Origin of the sequence: Paraburkholderia sp. BCC1876 (assembly GCF_902833695.1) — a bacterium.
In the GTDB taxonomy this organism is placed as follows: Bacteria; Pseudomonadota; Gammaproteobacteria; order Burkholderiales; family Burkholderiaceae; genus Paraburkholderia.
Genome location: NZ_CADFGI010000010.1, coordinates 229879 through 255050 on the forward strand (window position 1 = coordinate 229879; position 25172 = coordinate 255050).

General features: G+C 63.6%; 25 protein-coding genes. 13 read left to right on the plus strand and 12 right to left on the minus strand.

What is annotated here, in order from left to right:
* Positions 1-28: 28 nt before the first annotated feature.
* Positions 29-1432, plus strand: coding sequence for a four-carbon acid sugar kinase family protein (locus HWY05_RS30065; RefSeq protein ID WP_176060595.1), 1404 nt, complete (start codon positions 29-31; stop codon positions 1430-1432).
* 3 nt (positions 1433-1435) lie between these two features.
* On the opposite strand, the gene HWY05_RS30070 is transcribed toward HWY05_RS30065, so the two are convergent.
* From HWY05_RS30070 to HWY05_RS30100, 7 genes are all read right to left on the minus strand, one after another.
* On the minus strand, positions 1436-2236 hold the full coding sequence (locus HWY05_RS30070; RefSeq protein WP_176060596.1) for an SDR family oxidoreductase: 801 nt from the start codon (positions 2234-2236) through the stop codon (positions 1436-1438).
* Positions 2237-2410: 174 nt separating this feature from the next.
* A complete protein-coding gene (locus HWY05_RS30075; RefSeq protein WP_035559900.1) occupies positions 2411-2566 on the minus strand; it encodes a DUF3309 family protein in 156 nt (51 codons plus the stop codon).
* Positions 2567-2728: 162 nt separating this feature from the next.
* Entirely contained in the window at positions 2729-3958 is a 1230-nt protein-coding gene (locus HWY05_RS30080) for a YbfB/YjiJ family MFS transporter (RefSeq protein ID WP_176060597.1), read from the minus strand.
* Positions 3959-4054: 96 nt separating this feature from the next.
* The gene (locus tag HWY05_RS30085) at positions 4055-4693 is read right to left on the minus strand and encodes a TetR/AcrR family transcriptional regulator (RefSeq protein WP_176060598.1); all 639 of its coding nucleotides are present in this window, start codon (positions 4691-4693) and stop codon (positions 4055-4057) included.
* A gap of 116 nt (positions 4694-4809) precedes the next feature.
* Positions 4810-6456, minus strand: coding sequence for an MFS transporter (locus HWY05_RS30090; RefSeq protein WP_035559893.1), 1647 nt, complete (start codon positions 6454-6456; stop codon positions 4810-4812).
* A gap of 121 nt (positions 6457-6577) precedes the next feature.
* Positions 6578-7246 (minus strand): GntR family transcriptional regulator, encoded by a 669-nt coding sequence (locus HWY05_RS30095; protein WP_035559890.1) that lies wholly within the window; start codon positions 7244-7246, stop codon positions 6578-6580.
* Between the two features lie 147 nt (positions 7247-7393).
* On the minus strand, positions 7394-8161 hold the full coding sequence (locus HWY05_RS30100) for a DinB family protein (protein WP_176060599.1): 768 nt from the start codon (positions 8159-8161) through the stop codon (positions 7394-7396).
* Positions 8162-8379: 218 nt separating this feature from the next.
* Between HWY05_RS30100 and HWY05_RS30105 the strand changes: the two genes are divergently transcribed.
* From HWY05_RS30105 to HWY05_RS30150, 10 genes are all read left to right on the plus strand, one after another.
* The gene (locus HWY05_RS30105; RefSeq protein WP_176060600.1) at positions 8380-9267 is read left to right on the plus strand and encodes a LysR family transcriptional regulator; all 888 of its coding nucleotides are present in this window, start codon (positions 8380-8382) and stop codon (positions 9265-9267) included.
* A 220-nt stretch (positions 9268-9487) separates the two neighbouring features.
* On the plus strand, positions 9488-10183 hold the full coding sequence (locus HWY05_RS30110) for a GntR family transcriptional regulator (RefSeq protein ID WP_035559876.1): 696 nt from the start codon (positions 9488-9490) through the stop codon (positions 10181-10183).
* 232 nt (positions 10184-10415) lie between these two features.
* On the plus strand, positions 10416-11399 hold the full coding sequence (locus tag HWY05_RS30115; RefSeq protein WP_035559873.1) for an ABC transporter substrate-binding protein: 984 nt from the start codon (positions 10416-10418) through the stop codon (positions 11397-11399).
* Positions 11400-11406: 7 nt separating this feature from the next.
* The gene (locus HWY05_RS30120; protein WP_035559865.1) at positions 11407-12270 is read left to right on the plus strand and encodes an ABC transporter ATP-binding protein; all 864 of its coding nucleotides are present in this window, start codon (positions 11407-11409) and stop codon (positions 12268-12270) included.
* A complete protein-coding gene (locus HWY05_RS30125) occupies positions 12267-13025 on the plus strand; it encodes an ABC transporter permease subunit (RefSeq protein WP_176060601.1) in 759 nt (252 codons plus the stop codon). The genes HWY05_RS30120 and HWY05_RS30125 overlap by 4 nt, the downstream gene beginning before the upstream one ends.
* Positions 13022-13798, plus strand: coding sequence for an ABC transporter permease subunit (locus HWY05_RS30130; RefSeq protein WP_176060602.1), 777 nt, complete (start codon positions 13022-13024; stop codon positions 13796-13798). Before HWY05_RS30125 ends, HWY05_RS30130 begins: the two co-directional genes overlap by 4 nt.
* Before the next feature lie 13 nt (positions 13799-13811).
* Positions 13812-14702 carry an isocitrate lyase/PEP mutase family protein gene (locus tag HWY05_RS30135; protein WP_035559856.1) on the plus strand — a complete coding sequence of 297 codons (891 nt, stop codon included), beginning with the start codon at positions 13812-13814 and terminating at the stop codon, positions 14700-14702.
* The gene (gene leuC, locus HWY05_RS30140; RefSeq protein ID WP_176060603.1) at positions 14699-16117 is read left to right on the plus strand and encodes a 3-isopropylmalate dehydratase large subunit; all 1419 of its coding nucleotides are present in this window, start codon (positions 14699-14701) and stop codon (positions 16115-16117) included. Before HWY05_RS30135 ends, leuC begins: the two co-directional genes overlap by 4 nt.
* Positions 16114-16734 carry a 3-isopropylmalate dehydratase small subunit gene (gene leuD, locus HWY05_RS30145; RefSeq protein WP_176060604.1) on the plus strand — a complete coding sequence of 207 codons (621 nt, stop codon included), beginning with the start codon at positions 16114-16116 and terminating at the stop codon, positions 16732-16734. Before leuC ends, leuD begins: the two co-directional genes overlap by 4 nt.
* A gap of 86 nt (positions 16735-16820) precedes the next feature.
* Positions 16821-17726, plus strand: coding sequence for an isocitrate lyase/PEP mutase family protein (locus HWY05_RS30150; protein ID WP_035559840.1), 906 nt, complete (start codon positions 16821-16823; stop codon positions 17724-17726).
* A gap of 141 nt (positions 17727-17867) precedes the next feature.
* Here HWY05_RS30150 and HWY05_RS30155 read toward each other — a convergent pair whose 3' ends face one another.
* From HWY05_RS30155 to HWY05_RS30170, 4 genes are all read right to left on the minus strand, one after another.
* Positions 17868-18149: a DUF3303 domain-containing protein gene (locus tag HWY05_RS30155; protein ID WP_035559837.1), complete on the minus strand. Its 282-nt coding sequence runs from the start codon at positions 18147-18149 to the stop codon at positions 17868-17870.
* 321 nt (positions 18150-18470) lie between these two features.
* Positions 18471-18689 carry a hypothetical protein gene (locus tag HWY05_RS30160; RefSeq protein ID WP_035559836.1) on the minus strand — a complete coding sequence of 73 codons (219 nt, stop codon included), beginning with the start codon at positions 18687-18689 and terminating at the stop codon, positions 18471-18473.
* A gap of 196 nt (positions 18690-18885) precedes the next feature.
* Positions 18886-19170, minus strand: coding sequence for a hypothetical protein (locus HWY05_RS30165; protein WP_035559833.1), 285 nt, complete (start codon positions 19168-19170; stop codon positions 18886-18888).
* A gap of 97 nt (positions 19171-19267) precedes the next feature.
* On the minus strand, positions 19268-19543 hold the full coding sequence (locus HWY05_RS30170) for a hypothetical protein (RefSeq protein ID WP_176060605.1): 276 nt from the start codon (positions 19541-19543) through the stop codon (positions 19268-19270).
* A 415-nt stretch (positions 19544-19958) separates the two neighbouring features.
* Here HWY05_RS30170 and HWY05_RS30175 point away from each other — a divergent pair, with 415 nt between their 5' ends.
* The gene (locus HWY05_RS30175) at positions 19959-22250 is read left to right on the plus strand and encodes a serine/threonine protein kinase (RefSeq protein WP_176060606.1); all 2292 of its coding nucleotides are present in this window, start codon (positions 19959-19961) and stop codon (positions 22248-22250) included.
* Between the two features lie 60 nt (positions 22251-22310).
* Here HWY05_RS30175 and HWY05_RS30180 read toward each other — a convergent pair whose 3' ends face one another.
* The gene (locus tag HWY05_RS30180; protein ID WP_176060607.1) at positions 22311-24302 is read right to left on the minus strand and encodes an SUMF1/EgtB/PvdO family nonheme iron enzyme; all 1992 of its coding nucleotides are present in this window, start codon (positions 24300-24302) and stop codon (positions 22311-22313) included.
* A 495-nt stretch (positions 24303-24797) separates the two neighbouring features.
* Here HWY05_RS30180 and HWY05_RS30185 point away from each other — a divergent pair, with 495 nt between their 5' ends.
* Positions 24798-25172 carry a DUF4399 domain-containing protein gene (locus HWY05_RS30185; protein WP_231585161.1) on the plus strand — a complete coding sequence of 125 codons (375 nt, stop codon included), beginning with the start codon at positions 24798-24800 and terminating at the stop codon, positions 25170-25172.

A 25172-nucleotide genomic window follows, 5' to 3' on the forward strand; every position in this document is an offset into this window, starting at 1 on the left:
CGTCGACACGGATAAGGGCATAAAGAACATGAGCGACTTGCCGCGCAACGATGGCCCGGACTACGCGTTTTACGGCGACGATTTCACCGGCGCGACCGACACGCTCGCGCATCTCGCCCGCGCCGGCTTGCGCACGATGCTGTTTTTCGAGCCGCCGGATGCCGCGCGTCTGTCGCGGCTGGGCCCGCTCGACGCGCTCGGTGTCGCGGGCGCGGCGCGGACCATGGCGCCCTCCGCGCAGCAACGTGAACTCGCCCGTGTCGGTGCGGCATTCGCGAGCCTTGGCGTGCGCGTGATGCACTACAAGGTGTGTTCGACCTTCGATAGCGCGCCGCAGACCGGCAGCATCGGCGTGGCGGTTCGCACGCTCCGCGAGTACTGCGCGAACGAACTGGTCGCGGTGGTCGGCGGACAGCCGGATTTGCGGCGCTATTGCGTGTTTGGCGAGTTATTCGCGGCGGCCGGTGCCGACGATGCGCGGCAAGCGGTCTACCGGATAGACCGTCATCCGACCATGAGCCGACATCCTGTGACGCCGATGCACGAAGCGGATTTGCGCGTGCATCTACAGCGACAAGGATTGGAAAATGTGCAATCGATCGATTGGCGGCGTTACGCGGCGGGCGCTGCTGCGTTGGAATCCGATGTGCGGCGTCGGCTCGATTCAAAGCCGGACGCCGTGCTGTTCGACGTGCTCGACGAGTCGCATCTGCAAGCGATTGGCGATCTGATCTCGCGTTACGCCGCGACGTCGGCGCCGCTGCTGGCGGTCGGCGCGAGCAGTGTCGCGCAGGCGTATGCGTTGGCGCGCGGTGACGCGTGTCGGTCCGCAACGGCAAGCGAACCCGTCGGGCTGGCGCGCGCGCGTGGTCCCGTGTTCGTGCTGGCGGGCAGTTTGTCGCCGTTGACCGAGTTACAGATCGAGGCGGCGCGATCTTATTTGCGTGTCGAGTTGGACCCGTTGCAAATGACCGGCAACGATGCCGCCGCGTATCTCGCGACACGTGTGGAAGCGATAGCCAGTTCGTTGCGCGATGGGCGTAACGTGCTTGCCTTCACGAAGCGGCGAGCGGTGCGCGCGGCGGATCGCGAGACGACGGTGAATGCCGATGCGAATATAACCGCATCTGCCGAAGGCGCACTCCCACAACTCGCCGATGCCTGCGCGGCACTGCTGCAACAAGTACTCAACGCCGTGCCTTTGCAGCGCGTCGGCATCGCCGGCGGCGACACGTCGAGCTTCGCCGTGCGTGCGCTCGGCGCATGGGGTTTATCGTATCTTGCGCCCTTGTCGGCTGGCGTCACGGTGTGTCGTCTGCATGCCGATCGCGCGGAACTCGACGGCATGGAGATCATGCTCAAAGGCGGTCAGATGGGCGGCGCGGATCTGTTCGAACAACTGCTCAACGGCGACGAAGCACAAGACGCGTAACGGTCAGCCATTATCCGCAAAGCCAGGATAAAGCGTCATGCCGCCGTCGACGAACAACGTCGTGCCGACCACATAATCGCTATCGTCCGACGCGAGCCAGACAGCGGCCTTGCCGATGTCCTCCACGTCGCCCACACGGCCGTACGGAATCAATTTCAGCAGCTTCTCGCGCGCGGCCTCGGTATCCCATGCATCTTTATTGATCGGCGTGCGGATCGCGCCGGGCGCAATGGAGTTGACGCGAATCCGTTCGGGCGCGACCTCTTGCGCAAGGGATTTCATGAACATCTGAATGCCCCCTTTCGACGCCGCGTAGTTCACATGTCCCGCCCACGGAATGACTTCGTGCACGGAGCTCATGCAGATAATTTTGCCCAACGCTTTGGACACGTCGTGCGGTCCGCGTCGCCTGAATTCCTTCACAGCGGCTTGCGCGGTCAGAAATTGCCCGGTCAGATTGGTTGCCAGTACCGTTTGCCAATCTTGCAGCGTCATATCGGCAAACGCGCTGTCTTTCTGCACGCCCGAATTCGCGATCACGATATCCACAGTCCCGAAGCGCGTACGGCAGGCGTCGAACATACTGTCGACTTGAGCGGGGTTGGCCACATCGGCTTGAACCGCGAGTGCGGCGCCACCTGCCTGCTCGATCTCGTCGGCGAGTTGTTGCGCTGCATCGGCATGCGAGTGGTAGTTGAGCACCACAGTGGCACCGGCATCCGCCAGCGCTTTCGCGACGCCGTAACCAATCCCGGAGCTAGCGCCGGTGATCAAGGCGACCTGATTCGCGAGTAACTTTTCCATCGCATTCTCCGGCATGACAAGCGTGAATAAGCGTGAATAAGCGGCAACCGTCGACATAACGAAGCCGCCGGATAACCGAGCAGCGAACTGCATCGATATCCGGCGGCCGGCCCGGTTCAAGGTTCGGTTCGAACGAAACTGAACGAAAGAACCTGGTGCTTCAATCTGCCGAGGCTATATCACACCCGCCACAAGCAACACGATGATGACGATCAGCACGACACCGATACCACCCGTCGGCGCGTAGCCCCACGAGCGGCTATGCGGCCAGGTCGGAAACGCACCGATGAGAAGAAGAATCAGCACAATCAGAAGAATAGTTCCCAACATATTAATAACCTCCGCTTGGGTTGACAGGATCTGCCGTCACGCTAGCCACGCAGCGCCCATCGTGAGAAGGGTTCGCGATCGGCAGATCGATGTCCCTATTCAGCAAACCGCATGCCCAGGCGGAGAGTCGTGTCGAGAACGTTTTAAACCCGCGTCATTCGCTTACCCCTGTGCGGGCCGCAGCGCGCCGATGCGAGCCACCACCAGATCGGCAACGAACGCAACGCCGAGCGCTACCGCACCGCAGATGAAAATCAGCGCGTAATTGTTATGCGAGTGCGAGAAAAGATACGAGTAGCCATAGCCGCCGAGCGCCTGGAAGAGAGCGAAGGCGGTCGTCGCGCGGCTCCATGCGGCACGCTGTTCGGTGTGGTCGTGCGGCACGAGTTCATGAATGCGGCCGAGCGCCAGCGTGACGATGCCAGGCGTGAAGATACCGAGAATCACCGTCGCGATGACCAGGGCCACTGTGCTACCCGACAGCGCCAGCATCGCGACCGCTAACGCTTGCAGAAGCAGCGCGAGCCGATAGGCCTTGCCCGCGCCGATACGATCGGCCATGTTGCCGCAGAGTACCGGTCCCACGATCGCCGCCACGCCGTACAACACCCAGTAGTCGGCGCCGATCGCCGCGCCACGTCCCAGGCCGCGCGCCACGTAGTCCACCAGCAGCACCATCGCCGGGACGAGTCCGAGTGCGTTCGCCGCGTATTGCGCGTACAGCACGCGTAGCTTTAAACCCTGCGGGCGCGCGTCATGATGCGCGGCGGACGACGCCGGCGGCGCGGGCTGATTGGTCGACGGCCAGCCGAACCAGCTCACGGCGGTCAGCACCAACGCGACGACGCCGAGCCCGATCCACGTGGTTTGCAAACCGAAGTGCAGTAGTTGGGGAATCAGCGTGCCGGATGCCGCGATACCGAGACCCAGCCCGAGAAAGATCATGCCGCTAACAAAGCCACGACGTGGCGCGGGAATATGCGGAAGAATCGACGTGGCCACCAGCACCATGATCGCGCCGCCGGAGATGCCCGACAGCAGACGCCAGCCGAAAAACCAGCTAATCGACAGCGGATACGCGCAGGCGAAGAACGCGGCGGTGACGACCACCATCAGCCAACGCAACGCGCTGCGATTCGACAACGCCGACGCCAGCGGACGGCCGATCAACGCGCCCACCAGATAGCCGGCGAAATTCGCCGCGCCCAGTGTCACGGCTTGCGACGAGGTGAACCAGTGCGCCTGGATCAGCGAGGGAATCAGTGGCGTGTAGGCGAATCGCGCCAGCCCGATCGCGACGAGACTCCCGCACAACCCCGCGAGCGTTGCGAACAGCGCGCGGCTATCAAGTGAGGGCGTGCTTTCGGGCGTTAAAGCGGGGACTGTGGACATGACGGTTCCTTTACCGGCGCGCGCATGGCGCGGCGACCGGATGTCGGTGGGGAAAAACTTTGCATTAGAAGAGGCGCCGCGTTCGGCGCGTGGGGCTTAGCCGGAGCTGCCTGGCGCAGATGGCGCTGGCGCGGATAACTCCGGCAGTGCCGGCAGGCCTAGCAGCATGAGCGCCGGCGCGATCGCCGCGACGAGCTGCGCGCGTTGCGGTTTGACGCGCGCGAGAATCCGGATGCCGATCAACGTGGCGAGCAGATGAGCGGCGGCATCGTCCGCTGCAACGGTGGTCGCGATCTCGCCACTTTGTTGAGCCTCCGCCACACAGCGGCGGAAAAACGCCTGAAGTTCGTCCAGTTCGGCGGCGACGGTGGCGCGGAACGCCTGATCGTCGGACGAGGTTTCCAGCGCCGAGTTGACCAGCATGCAACCGCGTTGGTCCGGATCGGCAATTGCCCGCTCGATGATTTCGTGGAAGAACATCGTGACGCGCTGTGCCGCCGTCATGGTGGTTTCCAGCCGGTTGATCCGTTCGCGCAGCGTGTGCTCGAGATAGTGCTCGAGCGCCCGCAGATACAGACCGCGCTTGTCGCCGAACGCGTTGTAAAGGCTGGGCTGTGTCAAACCGGTCGACTTGACCAGGTCGCGCGTGGAAGTGGCCTCGTAGCCCTTGCTCCAGAACGCGGCGCTGGCCGCTTCGAGCACCTCGGATTCGTCGAAACCGCGGGGTCGTGCCATGGCGAAGATCCTTCCTGCGTAGCAAACAAAATTCTGTATCACTCGATATAGAAACGGATTATATATCGAGTGATACAGAACGCAAGAAGAATGTCGACGCCCGCCGCAGCAGGCGTTTAGAGCGCGCTGCGCGGCACGGGAGGGGCCTCGGCTGGCGTTGGATCGTCCGTCGCGAGGGCGGTGTCCGGATAGCCGATCCGCACCGGCGGCACGAACCAGGCGAGGCAGAGGCCGACCAGCGCGGCAGCGCCGGCCACCAGAATGCCGATGTGAATCGACTGCACGAGGGCGTCGCGGGCGGAATTCATCATCGCGTCGCCCGCGTGGCCCGCGCTGACCAGCCGGTTGATCAACGCGGCCTGTTCCGCGCGATCCACCAGCAACTCCGGACTGGCGAACGATTTGAACCACTGCGTCGCCTGATACGAATCGAGCGAACGGTGGACGCCGCGCGAGTAGAGATGACCGAGCAGCGCGCCGGTCATCACCGTGCCGAGCATGCCGCCGAAGGTCCGCAGCGATTGCAGCAGCGCGGTCGCCGCGCCGACGTGATCGCGCGAGACGATCTGTTGCGAACAGACCGTCAGGCTGGTGGCGACCAGACCGAGGCCGAGTCCGCTGATGCCCATGCACGACATCCACACCAGATGCGGCTCGTTGCCGTGCAGCGCGACCACGCTGAGGCAAGCCAGCGCGGACAGCGCAAAGCCCACGTACATGATGCCGTTCGCGCGGCGGATTCGTGTGACGATCCGGTTGTTGACCACGCTGCCGATCGTCGTGCCCAGCAGCAGCGGCGTGATCAGCATGCCCGAGTCGTGCGCGGACATCGCGTAGCCGCCTTGAAACAGCAGCGGCACATAAAACACCAGCGAAAACAGCGCGAAGCCGCCGAGCACCGACATGGCGAACAGCGCGGACAGCTTGCGATCCATCAGCATGTCCACCGGCACGATCGGATAGCCGACGCGGCGTTCCCATAGCCACAGGATCAGCGCGCAACTCGCCGCGACGGCGGTGAGCGCGATCGTCATGGTGTCGATGCCGTGCTTGGGAAACAGTTCGATCAGCACCTGCAGCGTGCCGAACGTGAGCGCGAGCACGCACGCGCCGAGCCAGTCGAGCCGGACCGGGCCTTTGCGGCGCAGTTCATGCAAAGGCGGCAGAAAGCGCTGCACGAACAGCAGCGAGACCAGCCCGACCGGCACGTTGACGAAGAACACCAGCCGCCAGCCGCCGTATTGCGTCAGCATGCCGCCGAGTGACGGCCCCACCATATTGGCCACGCCGAACGAGGACGTGACGAACACCAGCCAGCGCAGCCGCCGTTTCGGATCGGGGAACAGATCGGCGACGGTGGCGAACATCGTGCCGATCAGAATGCCGCCGCCGATCCCTTGCAGGCCGCGCGACAGGACGAGCAGCAGCATGCTGCTGGCGAGCCCGCACAACACGGACGCGCCGGTGAACAGGATGATCGCGGCGATCAGAAACGGTTTGCGGCCGAACTGGTCGCCGAGCCGCCCGAAGATCGGAATCGTAATGACCGAGGCCAGCATGTACGACGTCGCGACCCACGCGTACAGGTCGAAGCCCTTCAATTCGGCGACGATACGCGGCAGCGCGGTGCCCACGATGGTTTGATCCAGCGCGACCAGCATCGCGACGAACGAGATGCCGAGCATGGCCAGCAGCGATTCGCGGAATGGCAGGAGTTGTCCGCTGGGGACGTTGGAGGGCGCTGCAATCGACGCTGCGGTCATGACGTGCCTATCTGAATGGGCGAGGCGTTCATAAGCATGATAGGTGAGTGGGCGGCGGCGGGCGTCGTCGCGCGCGGACATTCGTTCGCCAGGCGTGGGCGTGTAGCCGGTTTGCCACCGGTCACACTTCGAGAATGCGGAATCGCCGCAACGTATCGATCTCGAACTGCAGACAACTCGCGCGATAGTCGCGGCACAGGCGTTCGGCTGTCGCGCCGTCGCCGGCGCGGATCGCCTCCACGATCGCCCGATGCTGCGCCACCGGCAGATCGGCCAGTGCGGTCAGACGCAACGTGAGGTCGCGCACGCGTCGAATCTGGTCCCAGCATTCATTGACAATCTGCGTGAGCCGAGGATTGCCGCCCAGCTTCAGCAGATGCGCGTAAAAGGCTTCGTCGGCGGCGGTCCAGGCGGCGAGGTCGTTTTTCTCGCGCGCCCGCTCCATGGCGTTGCAGGCCTGATCGAAGGGCGCCAGGTCTTTGGCGCGCAGCGTTGCGGCCGCGGCAATGCCGGCAGCGGTCGCTTCGAGACTGGTTTGCACCTGGTTGATTTCTTCGATATCCGCGAGCGACACCTGACGTACGCGAATACCGTGGCGCGGCACGATCTGCAGCAGGTTTTCCTTCTGCAAACGCACGAGCGCTTCCCGCACGGGCGTGCGGCTTACACCGAACAGACTGACGAGGTCGCGTTCCAGTAACTGCATGCCGGGACGAAACTCGTTGCTGAGAATTTTGGTGCGTAGCTGTAGATACACCGAGTCGGTGGATTTTTCGCGCAGCGTGGTCATGTGTTTCTGTCTCGCCGACGGATTGAAGGCGATTCTGCCACGCAGACGCGAAAGATGGGTTCAGTTTATGAGCCGCTTGCGAAACTCCGTCACGCTTTCAATGCGGCGCTTTGCGCGCCGCACCACCCCGACAGGCCGGGTCGACCGTTACCTGTCCCACACTTCATCCGGCAGCGGCAAGCCGGCCAGATCCTGAGCCGTCAGCGGGCGGTCGATCGCGACACCTTCGCTTTCCAGCATCAGCATGACCTGGCGCGTGTGTTGTGCGCTATGCCACGCGGTGCGCTCCAGCACTTCGTGCATGGGCCGCCGTCCATAGTAAGTCGGCACGTCGTAGCTGAGCGAGCGATCCGTCTCAGCCTGCCACCACGCGCGCAAATGCGCCCTCACGCTGTCGCCCCAGGCGGCGATCTCCTGCGGTCCCCAGTCGGCGGGCGGCACTTCGTCGAATCCTTCGAATCGCAATTCGATCTGCTGCGCGGCCTCGATACCCATCTCGGCCACGCGGAAGACGTGAAACGTCAGACCGGCCGGCGTCCGGTTGCGATTCCTGAACGGCTCGCGATACGCGGCGCCGCCGAATTGCCGCGTATAACGCGCGTTCGATTCGAGCACGAGTTCGAGGCGGCTGACCAGTTCCGCCGGCGGCAGCGGCGTCATGATCTTCGTTTTCAGATCCAGAAACTTGATGACGTCGTTGATCGACTGACAGAACGTGTAGCGGCCGCCGAGCGCGACCACGGGCACGCTGCGCGCGCCCAGCGCGGCGAGTTGCTCGGCGCCGTCGGGATCGTTATGCACGTCGATCGATTCGAATTCGATGCCCTGCTTCGTCAGAAACTCCTTGGTGCGTAAGCACGACGAACAGCCGGGTTGCCAGAACACCTTGATCTTTGCGTGGGTCGCGGTTTGCATCGCTGTCTCCTGTCGCGCGGTTCGCCTCGAAAGAGGCCGCCGGTCAATCTCATTGTTGCCAGGCCGTGGCTACGTGCAAAGCATTGCTTGACCATGCCGCCATCGCGAGCCACGATGGCGGGCAAACGTGCCAGTGGTGGTGGCACGCACACGCCGTACCGAGGAGCGCCGAATCCATCGGCGAACCCGGTTAGCTCGGTTACTTGCCGCGGGACGTCATGCCGACACTCGATCCGCTTTCGCTCAGGCTGTTTGTCAGCGTTGCTGAAACCGGCACCATCGCGGCTGCGGCGCAGCGCGAACATATCGCGGCAGCGGCCGTCAGCAAGCGCATCAGCGAGATCGAAGCCACGCTGGGCGTGGCGCTTCTACGGCGTACCAACAAAGGCGTGATGCCGACCGCCGCCGGTGAACGGCTGGTCGCGCTGGCACACCGCGCGCTGCATGAACTCGACGACATTGCCGTGCAAATGCGCGATTACGCCAGCGGCGTCAGCGGACTCATTCGGCTGGCGGCGAATGTGTCGTCGGTCGTGCAGTTCCTGCCGCGCGAGATCCAGTCGTTTGCCGCGCAGCATCCGCGGATTCAGATCCAGCTCGAAGAAAAGCCCAGTACCGGGGTGGTGAAAGCCGTCGCCGATAACGCAGCGGATATCGGCGTGTTCACGTCCGTGCCGCATGGTTACGACGTGCAAACGTTCCCCTATCGCCGCGATTCCCTGACGCTCGTCATGCCGGCCGGTCATGCGCTGGCGCAGCATCAGGCGGTGGCTTTCGCGGACACACTCGACTTCGAGTACGTCGGCCTGCCGCCCGATACGGCGATCAGCCAGCAACTCACGCGCGCGGCGCACGCTCATGCGCGCCCGGTCAATCTGCGCATTCAGGTGACGAGCTACGACGCGCAATGTCTGATGATTGCAGCGGGACTCGGGCTCGGCGTCATGCCGCGTGCAATCGCGCAGGAGCAGGCGGACAAGCTGGGTTTGTCGATCGTCGCGCTTACCGATGCGTGGGCCGAGCGCGAGCTGCTGTTAGCCGTGCGTTCGCTGGACGCGTTGCCGGTGGCTTGCCGCATGCTGGTCGCGCATTTACGCGGTGGGTGATTGGCCTTTGCCACGCGTCATGCGCCATGCGCACCGCCTGTTTGTCATGACGTAGCGCATTGCATTAAGCGTTTCCCTTCATGCCGCCGCACAGCGCGCGGTGCTAGCATCGAAACGTTCGCGCGTTGCGCACGGCGCCAGCCGGCCAGCACGCTGCGCAGACTGCCGTGCAGGATAGTCGGATAGCCGCGTGCGCTTCGGCGCCGCCTGGAGGAGCGTCGTGCCAAAACTCAAATCGGCCACACAACCCGAAGCGCGCAACGGCAACTCATCGCAACTCGCCTACGAAAGCCTCAGGCAAAAAATCATAGAAAGCGAGCTGACGCCCGGCTCTTACGTGCTCGAACAGGATCTCGCGCAAATGCTCGGCGTGAGCCGCACGCCGATCCGCGAAGCGGCGATTCGCCTGCAGGGCGAAGGGCTGGTCGAGATCGTGCCGCGTCATGGCATTCACATCGTGCCGACCTCCGTCTCCGATATCAGCCATATCTACCAGGTGCTGATCAGCCTCGAATCGACGGCGGCGGGGTTGGTGGCCGCGCGCGGCGGCGTCGATCTGAGTCCGCTCGACAACGCCTGCCAGCAGATGACCGACGCGCTAGCCACGCAAGACATGCAAGCCTGGGCCGCCGCCGACGAAGCCTTCCACGAGGCACTCGTGCAACTCGGCGGCAATGCGCGCCTCGCGCAGGTCGTGATGAATTGCCGCGACCAGGTGCATCGCGTGCGACGCTTCACGCAACAGTTGCGGCCGCATCCACAGCCGAAAAAATCGATCGCCGAGCATTACGAAATCATCGACGCGATTCGTCGCGGCGATGCAGCGCGAGCGAGCCGCTTATACCGCCTTCATCGTGAACGCGGCTGGCGCGAGCAGACTGCGGTGCTGCAGCAACACGGCATTCATCAGGCTTGAAAAGCCCTTTAAAACAGAGGAATTCGCATCGGTATAACGGGTAAACCCAGCCGTTTTCCGATGCCGATGTTCTGTACTTTTAACGATTTAATGCATACATTAACTTACACGGTGAGCGGAAAAAGTCGACTTGACGAAGCCGTTTGCTGACCCGTCGCCGGCGTCACGGCGCGCGGCGGCATAACGACAATGACGGGCACTCAACCGTCAATCGTGGATGGAGACGAACCACATGAACGCGATTCGCAATGTCGTGCGGGGTATCTGCCTGAGCGCGACGCTGACGCTTGCGAGCGTCGGCGCCCACGCCAGTTCGCTGACGGTGACGCACTGGGGCGACGGTATGTACGGCGTGCCGTTCGCGGTTGCGCTGGACAAAGGTTTCTTCAAGGACGAGAAAGTCGACGTCACCGGTTTCATCACGTCGGAAGGCGGTGGAACCAGCATTCGCAACGCGATGGCGTCCGACATTCCGTACGGCGAGGTGGCGTTGCCCGCGGCGATCGCCGCGGTGAAACAGGGCGTCGATCTGACGATCGTGCACGGCGGCGTGCAAAGTCTCGGCGACCTCGTGTGGGTCGAACTGAAGAACGGCTCGATCACCAACATCAAACAGATGAAGGGCAAGACGATCGGCTACAGCAGTCCCAAATCGACGACCGACATGATCTCCACGATCGCGCTCGACCGCGTCGGCCTGCTGGGCCAGGTGCAGCGCAAACCGGTTGGCAGTTCGAGCGGCATGCTCACGTCGCTCCAGCAAGGCGCGATCGACGTCGGCTATATGACCGAGCCGTCGTATAGCGCGAAGAAAGAGGGCCTACGCATCGCCTTTCGTTCGAACGACGTCGTGCCGAACGAAACGCAGACCGTCGGGATTGTCCGCACCGATTATCTGAAGGCGCATCCCGAGGTGATTCGCGGCATTATCCTGGCGCGCCGCAAGGCGGTGATCTACATGGCCGCGCATCGCGCCGAGGCCGCGCAGATCCTCGCCAAGGAATACAAGATGGACCCGGCGGTCGCTGCCTCGGCGATCAACAACGTACTCGACGCCGATCCGAAGTACTGGAGCGAAGGCAGTCTCGACTACAAGAGCATGGACGAAGTACTCAAAGGCCTGGTGCTGGTCAAGGCCATTCCCGAAGGGCCATTCGACTGGTCGAAGATCGTCGACGAATCGATGTTGCCGGCCGATCTACGCAGCAAGAAGTGAGGTCGCGATGAGCGCACTATCCCGCCAGAAAGCCAATATCTCGGTGGTCGCGCCGAGTGCGCTGTCGCCCGACGGCAAGCGCATCGAGGCCACGCTTACCGACGTCACGCGCATCTATCCCGGCACGGGCGGCAAGCCGCCGTTTCACGCGCTCGGCCCCGTGAGCCTCGAATTGCGTGCGGGCGAGTTCTTCTCCGTGGTGGGTCCATCGGGTTGCGGCAAGTCCACACTGCTCGACGTGCTGGCTGGTCTGAATCCCGCAAGCGGCGGGACGGTGACGTTCGAAGGCAAGCCGGTCGGCGCGGAAGTGCCGGACGGCGTCGCCGTGGTGTTTCAGGAAGACGCGAGTTTTCCGTGGCTGAACGTGTTCGACAACGCCGCGTTCGCCGCGCGTCAGGCCGGCGTCGCCGAAGCGGAAGTGCGTGAGCGGGTCGACCACGCGCTGTCGTTCATGGGACTCAAACGGTTTGCGAGCGCTTACCCCGCGCAGTTGTCGGGCGGCATGCGCCAACGGGTTTGTATCGCGCGTGCCATGGTGGTGCGGCCGCGCCTGCTGTTGCTCGATGAACCGTTCGGCGCGCTCGATCAGCAAACCCGTCTGCTGATGGGCGACGAAACCCTGAAGCTATGGCGCGACACCGGCGCGACCGTGCTGCTGATCACCCACTCGATCGACGAAGCCGTGTTGCTGTCCGACCGCATCGGCGTGATGTCGGCATGTCCGGGCCGTTTCATCGCGACGATCGACACCGGCTGGCCGCGTCTGCGCGACAGTACGACGGCGCTCGACGCGCGTTTCGGCGAATTGACCGCGCAAGTGTGGGGCTTGCTGCGCGAAGAAGCGCTCAAAGCGCTCGGGAGCCAGCAATGAATACCGCCGCGCGTTGGCGGCTCGGTCTGATCGTCGGGCTGATCGTGCTGCTGGAGATTGCGAGCCGCGCCGCATGGATCAATCCGGTGTCGTTCATTCCGCCTTCACGGATGATCGTGAGCGCCGTGCAACTGCTGATGTCCGGCGAATACACGTCGGACATTTTGCAAACGCTCGGCAGCGCGTTGCTTGCAGTGGCGCTGGCGGTGGTGGTGGGTTTCGTCGGCGGCGTGCTGCTGTTCCGGTTGCCGCGCGTGCGGCGTGTGCTCGATCCGCTGCTGCTGTCGTATTACGCGGTGCCGGTGTTCGTGCTCTACCCGATCCTGATCGTGCTGCTCGGCCTGAATCGCTGGCCGCTGGTGGGCATCGGCTTTCTGTTCGCGGTGGTCGCGATGGCGGTGAATACGCTCAACGGTCTGGAGCGCGTGCCGCGTGTGCTGCTGCGTACGGCCCGCGTGTGCCGCCTGAATACGTTCGACGAAATCCGGCTGATTACGTTGCCGTCGAGTTTGCCGTTTGTGTTCACCGGCATCAAGTTGACGGTGGTGTACGCGTTTATCGCCGTCGTGGCCGGGGAATTCGTCTTGTCGGGTTCGGGCTTCGGCTACCAGATCGCCTTTGCGTACAACAACTTCGACAACCCGACCATGTACGGCCTGATGGTGCTGATGCTGCTGTTCGTCGGCACCGTCAACGCGCTGCTGCGTTCGGCCGAAGCACGCCTGTACCGGCGGATTCGCAGGGAGGTGGCATGAGCACGATCGTCGTTGCGCACACAATCAAACCGCGGCACGCGCGGCGCTGGCTCGACGGCGTTGTGCTGCTCGTCGTGCTGGCCGTGCTGTGGCAGGTATCGAGCGAGATGCTGGGTCCGGACGTGCTCACCACGCCGTGGCGCACGCTGGTCCGCGCGGTTCATATTGTCAGCGACCCGGATTTCCCGGCGAGTCTGTACGTGACCGCGTTCGCGTTCGGCTCGGCGTTTCTGATCTCCGCGGTCTGCGGGGTGTGTCTCGGCATGCTGCTCGGCGCGCGCAAGCTGGCCGGCGACGTGATGGAGCCGCTGATCATGGGCTTCTACTCGATTCCCAAAGTCACGCTGTATCCGGTCGTGCTGCTGGCGTTCGGCCTGGGCCTGTGGGCCAAGATCGTGTTCGGCGTGATGCACGGCATCGTACCGATCACGATCTTCACGATGAACGCCGTGCGCAACCTGCCGCCCATTTACACACGTGCGGCACGCACCTACCGGCTGAGTCCGGTCGCTTTCGCGCGCCGCATCCTGCTGCCCGCCTGTGTGCCGGAAGTGGTCGCTGGCCTGCGGATCGGCTTTTCGCTGACGCTGCTCGGCACGCTGATCGGCGAGATGTTCGCGTCGCAGAGCGGCATCGGCCACATGCTGATGATCGCGATGAACCGCAGCGAGACCAGCACGATCATGGCGCTCGCGCTGATGCTGTTCGTCTTCGCGACGCTCGTCAATCTGCTGTTGCTGGCGTGGCAACGGCGTCTTACCCATAGCAATTGAGCAGGAGCGTTCGATGAGTACTCCCGGAAAGCTGAAAGCGATTCTCAAGAGCGGACGCTTTGTCGTCGCGCCCGGCGTATTCGACATGTTCTCGGCGCGGGTCGCCGATCGCCTGCCGTTCGAGGCGCTGTACATGACTGGCTACGGCGTGTCCGGCTCGTATCTGGGCGTGGCCGATGCCGGTCTCGTCAGCTATGCGGACATGGTGGGGCGTGCGCGGCAAATCGCCGAGGGCATCGGCAAGCCGTTGATCGCGGACGCGGATACGGGCTTCGGCGGTCTGCTCAACGTGCGGCACACCGTGCGCGGCTACGAAGCCGCAGGCGTGCAGGCGATCCAGATGGAAGACCAGGTGATGCCGAAAAAATGCGGCCACACTCAAGGCCGCCAGGTCGTGCCGCTGGACGACATGCTGAAGAAAATCGAAGTCGCGCGCGAAGCGCGCCGCAGCGACGACATGCTGATCATCGCCCGGACCGATTCACGCACCACGCTCGGCCTCGACGAAGCGATCCGGCGCGGCAAGGCGTTCGCTCGCGCGGGCGCGGACATCGTGTTCGTCGAATCGCCGGAAAGCGCCGAGGAATTCAAGCGGATCGGCGGCGAACTCGCCGATTGCGGCGCGTGGCTGTTCGCCAATATGGTGCCCACGGGCCGCTCGCCGGTGGTCGCGAGCAGCACGCTGAAGGAGTGGGGCTTCAGCATCGCGATCTATCCGTCGATCGGCATGGCGGCGGCGACCTCCGCATTGGACAGCGCGTACCGTCATCTGCTCGAACACGGCGACTCGCTCGATCTGCAGGTGCCGTCGTTCACGATGGACCAGTTGCACGAACTGGTCGGTTTCCCCGAGGTGTGGGCGTTCGAGAAACGCCACGCGCAAAGCGGCGAGGCGGCATCATGAACGCGCCGCGCACGCTGTTCGACAAGCTGTGGGACAGCCACACGATTGCGAAATTGCCGGGTGGCGTCGATCTGTTGCAGGTGGATCGCAATCTGATGCATGAACTGACCGGCGTCGAAGCGATCCGCGTGCTCGAAGCGCGCGATTTGCCGGTCAGCAATCCGGAGTTGACCTTCGCGACGCTCGATCACGTGATCTCCACGCAACCCGGCCGCCGCGCCGGCGACGCGGACTGGAGCACGACCATGGTCGACGCGATGCGCGAGCAGATGACGCAGCACGCGATCCCGTTGTTCGATATCGGCGCGCAGGGGCGGCAAGGCATCGTCCATGTGATCGGTCCGGAGCTGGGCTTGTCGTTGCCGGGTACCTTGATCGTTTGCGCGGATAGTCATACCTGTACGCATGGTGCGTTGGGGGCGCTGGCGTTCGGCATCGGCTCGACCGAACTGGTGCATGTGCTGGCAACGCAAACCGTGCGTCAGAAGAAACCGCGCACCATGCGGGTCCGTTTCAACGGCAGCGTGGCCGAAGGCGTGACCGCCAAGGACATGATTCTGTACGTGATCGGCACGCTCGGCGCGAGCGCGGGAACCGGTTACGCCGTCGAATTCGCCGGCGCGGCAGTCGAGGCGCTCTCGATGGAAGCGCGTTTGACGCTCTGCAATCTGACGATCGAACTCGGCGCCAAGTTCGGCCTCGTCGCGCCGGATGACGTGACGTTCGCGTATCTGCGCGGCCGCCCATACGCGCCGCAGGACGCGAGCTTTGACGCAGCGCTGGAAGACTGGCGCCGCCTGCCGAGCGACGCAGGCGCGCATTTCGACCGCGAAGTCGAGATCGACGCGTCGGCGATTGCGGTGCAGGTCACCTGGGGCACGAGCCCCGAGCATGTGATCGCGATCGACGCCGCCGTGCCCGACCCCGTCGACGAAACCGATCCGGCGCGCCGTGAAGCGCTGCAACGCGCGCTCGATTACATGGGCGTGCATGCGGGGCAGCATCTGGACGAGTTGAGCGTGGACCGCGTGTTTATCGGCTCATGCACCAACAGCCGGATCGAAGATTTGCAGGCCGCCGCGCGCGTCGTCGCGGGACACCATGTCGCCGACGGCGTCACCGCGTGGATCGTGCCCGGCTCGCTAAGCGTCGCGCGGGAGGCGGAAGCGCAGGGCCTGGCGCAGGTATTCCGTGCGGCGGGCTTCGATTGGCGCGAGCCCGGCTGCTCGATGTGCGTCGGCGCGAATGGTGACGTCGTCGGGCGTGGCGAGCGTTGCGTGTCGACGTCGAATCGTAACTTTGTCGGCCGGCAAGGACCGGGTGCGCGCACGCATCTGGCGAGTCCCGCCGTCGCGGCGGCCAGCGCGCTGGCAGGCCATATCGCCGCGCCCGCGCGTGCCGGAGTCGTTCGATGAAAGCGTTCACGGTAGTCAAGGGGCCGGCCGCGCCGCTGCTGCGCAATAACGTCGACACCGACCTGATCATTCGCATCGAACGAATCTCGCAACTCGTGCGCGGTCAACTCGGGCCGTGGTTATTCGAAACGCTGCGGTATCGCGACGGCGGTCCCGAGCAGGGCGAGCGCGAGGACTTCGTGCTGAATCAGCCGGCCTTCCGGCACGCATCGATTCTGTTGGGCGGTGCGAATTTCGGTTGTGGCAGCTCGCGTGAAATGGCGGTGTGGGCGCTCGAAGAATTCGGCATTCGCTGCGTGATCGCACCTTCGTTCGGCGATATCTTCTTCAACAATTGTCTGCAGAACGGGCTGCTGCCGGTGCGTCTCGACGCCTCGGTAATCGAGTCGCTCGCTGCCGCCGCAGCGGACGGCGAGCCGCTCGAAGTCGATTTGCGCGCCCTCGACATTCGCGCGCGCGGATTGCCGCCGATCCCGTTCGAATTCGACGCCGCGCGTCGCGCGGTACTGCTCGAAGGACTCGACGAGGTCGACCAGACGCTGCGTCTCGCCGCCGACATCGACGCTTTTCGCCGCAAGGATCGCGCGAGGCGTGCCTGGGCTTACCTGCCGCGATAGCGCGCCGACGTGTGGCGAGCGCGAACCGTTGCGCGAGCCCCACGTCACGAGCATCGACTGATCCGACCTTGACTGGGAGAAGCACCGTGAGCCGTTCCGCACGTTTCAGAGAATTGTTGAAGTCCCCGCCGTTTGTTTGCCTCGGCGCGCACGACGCGTTGACCGCGAAGCTCGCCGAACAGGCGGGCGCCAAAGCGATCTACGTGAGCGGATTCGCGGCGTCCGGCATTCTGGCCGGCGAGCCGGATGTCGGCCTGCTGACGCAGACGGAGATGTTCGATCACATCCGCCGCATTTGCCGGGCGACGTCGCTGCCGGTTTTCGCCGATGCCGACACCGGCTACGGCGGCATTCTCGACGTGCAGCGCACGATTCGTCTGTGGGAAGAAGCGGGCGCTTCGGTCCTGCATCTGGAAGATCAGGCCGTGCCGAAGAAATGCGGCCACTTTGCGGGCAAGCAGGTGATTCCCAAAGAAGAGATGCAGGCGAAATTGCGCGCCATGCTGGCCGCGCGAACCGATCCGGATTTCTTCGTGGTGGCGCGCACCGATGCGATTGCCGTCACGGGAATCGACGACGCGATCGAGCGGCTGACGGCCTACGCCGAAGCCGGCGCGGACGGCCTCTATGCGGATGCGCCGGAAAGCATCGAGCACATGCAGGAACTGGTGCGAAGACTGAAACCGCTCGGCAAGCCGATCCTGTTCAATATGGCGCGCACCGGTAAAAGCCCTTATCTGACGCTCGATCAGGTGTACAAGCTCGGCTTCGACTACACGCTGTGTCCGATCGAATCGATGCTCGCGACGCACAAGGCCGTCAAGGAGATGATGGAGATCTTCTTGCGCGAAGGGTCGACCGATGCGGTCGCGGATCGTCTCACGTCGTTTACGGACTTCAACCGCTTTGTCGGCCTCGACGAAGCGGTCGCGATAGAAGCGTCGTATAACGTGCCGAATGCGGAGCTGGAACGTAAAGTCGACGCCGCGTGAAGCAGGACGATGCTGGAGCGGCGCACGGTTTCGCGCCGCTCCAATGAACGTTCCCCGCTTCGTTCCCGCTTATCTAAACTATCTGAACGACACGTCCCCGCGCAGACGCGAAGAACTCGCCTGTTAACTATTAACTATTAACTAGTGCGATGCCTGATGTTTGCCGAGCGCCGCGCCGAGTTCCTCGTCGGTCATGGCGGGGACAATGCTCATGGTCAGCAAGTCGCCCCATTCGAGCGCCAGTGCCGACAGTCCCCGCGCGTCGTCCGTCTCGACGATCGCGAAGCCATGCAGACCCGCAGTCGCATGCCAACGTCCGAGTAGGTTGACGCCTTCCGGCGGCTTGCCGCCCGTTTTCATGAAGCGTTCGATCACGGAACGCTCCGCAGTGGGCAGACCATTCCATTGCACGATGAATTTCATGGGGTGTCTCCAATCGTGAGTTCGCAATGGCGGTGCGTGGCACGCCGCGATCACAAATGCGCCGACAGGCTGTCCGAATAACGCGTGCTATTGGCGGACGGCGTGAATCGAACCACGTGGCGTCCTTATCAGCATAGGTGAGTGCGCGATGGCTAACCTCGCTGCGTGCGGACAATCGTCAGGCCGAAAAAGCAGATGCCCCGTCGCGCGGAATGCATGACGGGGCATCGTATTTCCAAATTGCGGACGGCTTTTGCGTCCTATAGGTAGGCGCCTTGTACGCGGTCTCCGAAGGGCATGAAGTCAATGCCTCAACGGAGACTAGCCACGCGGCGTCTTGCGTTGCATCGCGGCCTTGACGATTGCCTGATGCGCGGCAGGAAAGCCGGGCGGGTAATCGACGACGCGGGCCGAAGCGGGCACCAACGGCACGGCCAGACTCGAACGCGCGCCGATCCGTGCGCCGCCGACAATGGCGGCCATCGCCTCGCGGTCGAGTTCGACGTTGTCGCTGAGGTCTTTGATCACGAGCTGGGTCATGGCGGCTCCATAAAAGAAGTCGAGCGGCTGGCCGGTGCGATGGTCCGGACGCCGCTCGTTGTGCTGCTGAATGTGCTGAGGTCTCCTCGCACAAGCAGTATAGGAAATCTGCTCAGGGCTCGCCCGATGTTTATGCACGAGCGGCACGAGCCGCCGCGGCGTTGCGCAATCCCCGGCGCGTCGCGACGGCGGTTCGTCACACGTTGGCGAAGTTGGCGCCCGACAGCGAAGGGCTGACGTTCAGGTGCAGCGGCACGAAACCCGCGCCGATCACGCCGACGTTGTTGAGTGCGGCAACGTTCACGTACTGCATCTGGTTGAGGTTCTGGTTGATCGAGACGTTGACGTTGGCGATGCCGCCGAGGCCGGCGATGGACGGCAGGCCCGGCACGCTGCTGCCGGTGCCGCCGACTACCGCCGACATGGCGCGCCGGTCGAGCTCGCGGGTGCGGGACAGATCGCGAATCATGAGGGATGACATGGTGATTCTCCAAAGGTGCGCGGAAGACGAATGGGGTCCTGAAGCGGCGAAGCGGGCCGTAGGGGGCACATGGGCCGATGCTTCGCCGCGCCGGGCGTTACACGTGGATGTTGTTGCTCGACGTGATGCTCGGGTTGATCGTCGACGTCAGGCCGGCGGCGAAGGCGACGTTGTTGGCGTTCGCGTTCTGGATGTTCATCGACGTGTTGATCAACTGGGTCGCGTCAACGGTCTTGCTGTTGTTCGGCGCGACGACCGGGCTGAAGTTGAAGTACGAGCTCGTCGGGTAGCCGTAGCCGCCGCGTACGGCGCTCATGGCCTTGCTGTCGAGTTGAGCGGTGACGGACAGGTCTTTGATGGTCAGCGTGTTCATGGTAAATCTCCTGGAAGAAAACATCACAGTGTTGCGGTTGGGTTCGAGCATCTTGTCTGCTCGAGTGTCACTAATGCATGGGCTGTGCCAGTTTTATTCAAGGTTCCTAATAAAGTTTTGGAAAGCCCGCTGGGCAAGGCTTTCGCGTGGAACGATCCGGTCATGCACGTAGCCGCGGCAGGGTGGTGCGATCCGCTACTGATGGCGCGCACCCGACAAACACGCGCAGGCTGTTGGCTCTCGCACGACACCGCCGTGCCGCGCGCGCAGCGGGGCAATCCTGGTTTGCGAAAGCGCCGACCTGGCGCTAGTATCGAACCGGCACATGTAACTGGTTACGACAGGTTCTCTCCCAGCCGGAGCGGCGTCGGCCGCATGACATCCGGCTCAACGGCAGCGGCAGCGCTTCGCACACATGGCTAGCCTTGCGCGTGTGATTCACGACTTCCAGAGCGGCGAGCTGTCCCGTGACGAGTTCGTCGCTCAACTCGACAGCACGTTGACGACCGAAGGACTCGGCCCCACGCAGCTGCTGGAGATGCTCGGCAGCGCGCAACGCAAGGCGCCGTTGCCCGACGATCTGTACGTGGAAGTGCGCCGCCGTATCGAACAGTTGCGCGTGTCGAACGTTGCGGCGGGCGGCGAGGAAACCGGCATTCAGACTACGGTCGACATTCCGTCGCTGCACGGCATGAGCAGCGGCTACGCGGCGAGCGCGAGCAACGCCGCCAACGCCGCCAACGCCGCCAACGCCGCCAACGCCGCCAATGCGCCGGGCGCGGCCGGACACGATCAGATCAAAGGCACGGGCGATACGCTGAACAACCGCTTCGTGCTCGAAGAATGTCTGGGCGTGGGCGGCATGGGCACGGTGTACAAGGCGCTCGATCTGCGCAAGCTGGAGGCATCGGATCGCAAACCGTATCTCGCGATCAAGGTGCTCAATGTCCAGTTTCGCGGCAACCCGAACTCGCTCGTTGCGTTGCAGCGCGAGGCGCGCAAGGCGCAGGTACTCGCGCACCGAAACATCATCACGGTGTACGACTTCGATCGCGATGGGCCGATCGTCTATCTGACGATGGAGTACCTGACCGGCAAAGCGCTCAGCCAGCTTTTGCGTACGCCGGGCTATCAGGGCATGCCGGTGCGTGCGGCGCTGCCGATCGTGCGCGGCATGTGCAGCGCGCTCGCCTATGCGCATGAGCGCGGCTTCGTGCATTGCGATTTCAAGCCGGCCAACGTGTTTCTCACGACGAATGCCGAAGTCAAAGTGATCGACTTCGGCATTGCCCGCGTGTTTCAGCGGCCGGAAGAAGAGAGCGATGCGACGGTTTTCGACCCCGGCAGTCTCGGCGCATTGACGCCTGCGTATGCGAGCCCGGAAATGATCGAGCATCGCGAGCCGGACCCGCGTGACGATATTTATGCGCTGGGCTGCATCACGTATGAGCTGTTGACGGGGCATCATCCGTATGACCGATTGTCGGCCACCCAGGCGCGCAATGCGGATTTCAAGCTGCAGCGGCCGCCGAATCTCGACACGAAACAGTGGCGCGCGCTGCGCGCCGCGCTGTCGTTCGATCGCAATACGCGTATGCCGAGCGTGACGCGTTTCATCGCCGAATTTGACAATGAAGCGCGCGCGGAGAAGTCGGGTACGTTGGCGAAGGCCGGGCTCGCGGGGTTTGCGGTGGTGTGTGCTGCGGTGGTTGGGGTGTTCGCGCTGCGGTCGGCGCCGAACCGGCAAGGGGAGACGGTGGCGTCGGACTCGGGGGCGTCGGCGGCGTCGCAAGTGGCGGCCGAGCAGACTGCCTCTTCGGCAGGGAGTGGCGCGGGTGCGTCGGCTTCCGCAGGATCTTCGGCCTCGGTTTCAGCATCGGTTTCGACACCTGCCGCGTCTGCGTCCGTGCCTGCATCCGTGCCTGCGTCCGCGTCTGCGTCCGCGTCTGCGGCTTCAGGCGGCGCATCGCCTCGCATCGCGCTTGCTGCGCCGCCCGTCACACCGCCCGCACCGCCCGCACCCAAACCGGCGCTAACCTTGGCTGCGATCGCGCCGGCGTTGGCGCAGGTACCCTGCTCCGCGCTTTCCGCGTCGATTCAGGATCATTCGCTGTCTGTGCGCGGCTATGTCTCGCAGCGCTATGGGGCGGCGCATCTGAAGGAAACCTTGTCGGCATTGCCGGGCGTCGATACGGTCGCACTCGACGTCGAACCGCTCGTCGACGACAAATGCGACACCGTCAAAGCGCTCGCCCCCTACTGGACGCGCAACTGGCAAGCAGGCCGCGTCGCGGCCCTGCATGTGCGCCCGCCTGGTGGACAACTCACGGAAGGCAACCCGCTGGTCGTGGACGTGGTCACGCCGGCCTACGACTCGTACGTGAATCTGGACTATTACCAACTCGACGGCAGCGTCGTGCACATGGTCCCAAGTCCGCGCGCGAAAGACAATCAGGCGCCGCCGCACTATTCGGCGACGATCGGCAGCGCGGGCGACTGGATCATTTCGAAGCCGTTCGGATCGGAGATGGTGGTGCTGCTGATCACACCGGTCGCGCTATTCGACAAACCGCGACCCGAGAGTGAACCGCGCGCCGATTATCTGCGCGCGCTCGAAGCGCGGCTCGCGCAGATCGGCGGTAAATATGGTCAGGACCATATCGTCGCCGATTTCGCACCGATTACGACGAAGCCCGCCACGCCTTGAGCGGAAAGTCCGGCGAAGGAGCGGTTCCGGCGAGCAGAGCCCACGAACCGCTCGATCGAATCACTTGAGATCTTTGACCACCCGCAGACCGTCTTGCGATTGCCGTACGCCCGAGCTGTACTTGAAGCGCGTCGCGCTGAGCATGTAGTCGCCGCCTTCGCGCCATGAGCCGCCGCGAATTACCCGCATATCGCAGCCGGGGCTATCCCACCCATGACCGTCGAGAGGCGCGCCCTGGTAGCTGTTGTGCCAGCAGTCGGCCGTCCACTCCCAGACGCCGCCGTTCATGTCGTACAGGCCGAGCGGGTTCGGCGCGAATGAACCGGCGGCCTCAGGGCCTTCCTTGTGCCAGGGATCGCCGCAGTCTTTGCAATTGGCGTTGCCCTTGTGCATCTGATCGCCCCACCAGTACTTCGTGGCCGTGCCGGCGCGGTCCGCGTATTCCCACTCGGCTTCGGTGGGTAAGCGGTAGGGCTTGCCGGTGATTTTGCTGAGCCACTTCACGTATTGCTGCGCGTCGTCCCAACTCAGATCGCGCGCGGGCGCGGCTTTGTTCGGGTTGTTCTCCGGCGTGAGTTTCTGACACGCATTGGCGGCGACGCACGCGTTCCACTGGTCGACCGTCACCGGGAATTTGCCGATCGCGAACGGCGCGCCGATCGTCACATGGTGGACGGGTTTCTCGGAGGGGTCGTCGGTATTGCTGCCCATTGCGAATGCGCCGGCCGGTACGGGAATCATGATCGGACAGGTGGCACAGTCGCGGCTTTCACCGGCGCTGGGGGGATGGGTCGCGGGCTTTGACGCGACGGGCACAGCGGGCGGGGCGGCCGCTGTGCCCGGTGTGGGAGCAGGCCGCGGATGCTCCTGTGCGGGAGCAGCGACCGGCGTGGCTGGTGCGGCCGGCTTTACGGCTTGCGGTGCGGCTATCGGTGCGGTGGTGGGCGCCGCAGCCGACGTCGGCGCACTCGCCGCCGACGCGGCACGCAAGCGGTCGATACGCGCATGGGCAAGCGTGGCGAAGCGGCCGTTCGGATAGGCCTTCAAATACGCTTCGTAATCACCGGGGTAGTTGCTGTCCTTGATCGAATTCCAGAAGGTGATCTCGTACTGTTCGCTGCTATCTTTCGGAAGAATGCCCCGGCTGTGCAGGTCGACGACGCGGTTGTCGGCAACGTAGCGCGCGGAAGAGTCAACGGCATCGGCGTAGTTGAACTCGTGCGGAAGCGCCGATGCAATCCACGGCGTTTGCTCGCCGCCGGTCGCGCTAGCAACACGACTCGCGACGCGCCGCAGCAGCGTCGTCAGAGAGTCCGATGGCGCATCGTGAAGTGCATGTAGCCATTCGTTTGTATAAACGCCGTGCTGCGTGCTGTCCGCGGCAAACCCGCCGGGCGCCGTTGCGTACGCAACTACAGTATTCGCCGGAAGCTTGAGTGTCGAAACGTGGGTGCTTGCCGAGAACGGATTGTTCAGACACGTATCGAGGATCACGAGATTGAACGGGCCGTTTCGCGGAAAAGCCATTGCCTGCACCACCGTATTCAGGTCGAGGCCGTTACGCACTAATTCGGCCGGCGTGCCTAAATCGAGGCCGGCAGGAACCAGCAGCGTTTGCCCACCGATTTGCATACCGTGTCCGGCAAAATAGAAGAGCCCGACACCCCCCGCTTGCAATCGCCGATGAAATTGCGCAATAGCCTGCCGCATTTGCGACGGCGACGCATTCGTCCGCAGGATAACGTCAAAGCCGAGCGCGCGAAGGCTGTCACGCATGGCTTTAGCATCGCGCGGCGCATTATCGCGGACCGCATCAGCATCCGCTTTCGCACCTGGCTGATGCCCATAGGCGCCATTGCCAATCACAAGCGCAATACGCGGTGAATCCGAATCATCCCGTCGCAGCGTGAATGGCGAAATCGCGCCATGAAAACCAGCGGCGGTATTCGTCGTCGTGTCACTCGCGCCGTCGCGTTGCGTCGCGGCGCGAGCATTATCCGAATGCGCCTGAATGGCCCCGGCCATGCATACCAGCAGGAATATTCGCCACATCTTCACATCCTGTTTGATCCGGACAGAACATAGGCATTCGAGGACCGCGACGCACGCCGCAATCGCCGGAGTACATCGGACAAGGTATCGATGCCGCTATCGACCATCCATCTGCAACCTGTTAATAACGATAGCACGCGCTTTGCGCGTCACCAGGGTCTGCTTCTCCTCATTGCGCTATACGGTTAACGAGTGTGGCGTATCTTTTTGGCAAGTTACGTCCTAAGCTAATTCACAAAGTAACGCGGTACGGTCGTTTTAACTAGGCGGCCGACCCATCGAGCGAGCGCCCGCGAAATTCGGCTGGAACACTCGGTCTGCCTTGCGCGGCCGAGATGGCCATGACCCTCTTCGGGAGAGTGCGCTATGCGAAGAACTCACACCCACGTCGATCCCGGCAAGCAGCATGACGCGGCGGCGCATTTCGCCACGCGTCGTACCGCTTTGTGCGCGATTCTCGCTGCGGCACTCGGTTGCGTCGCGTCACGCGCGGCCATGGCGGCCGCGCAAACTCCTTCGCCACCGGGCGCCGAGGAGTACATCATCTGGCCTCCCGACGGCGCCGTGATTCACGGCGGCAAGCTGTGGGTCCGCATGGGGCTGCGCAATATGGGCGTGTGTCCGAAAGGCGTCGTGTTTCCGAACACCGGCCATCACCATTTGCTGATCGATACCGATCTGCCGCCGCTCGACCAGGAAATTCCGTCGGATCGCAATCATCTGCACTTCGGCGCGGGCGAAACCGACGCGCGCATCGAGTTGCCGCCGGGCAAGCACACGTTGCAACTCATTCTCGGCGATCACAATCACGTGCCGCATGTCCCACCCGTGTACTCGAAAAAGATCACCATCACCGTGCAAAAAGACTAG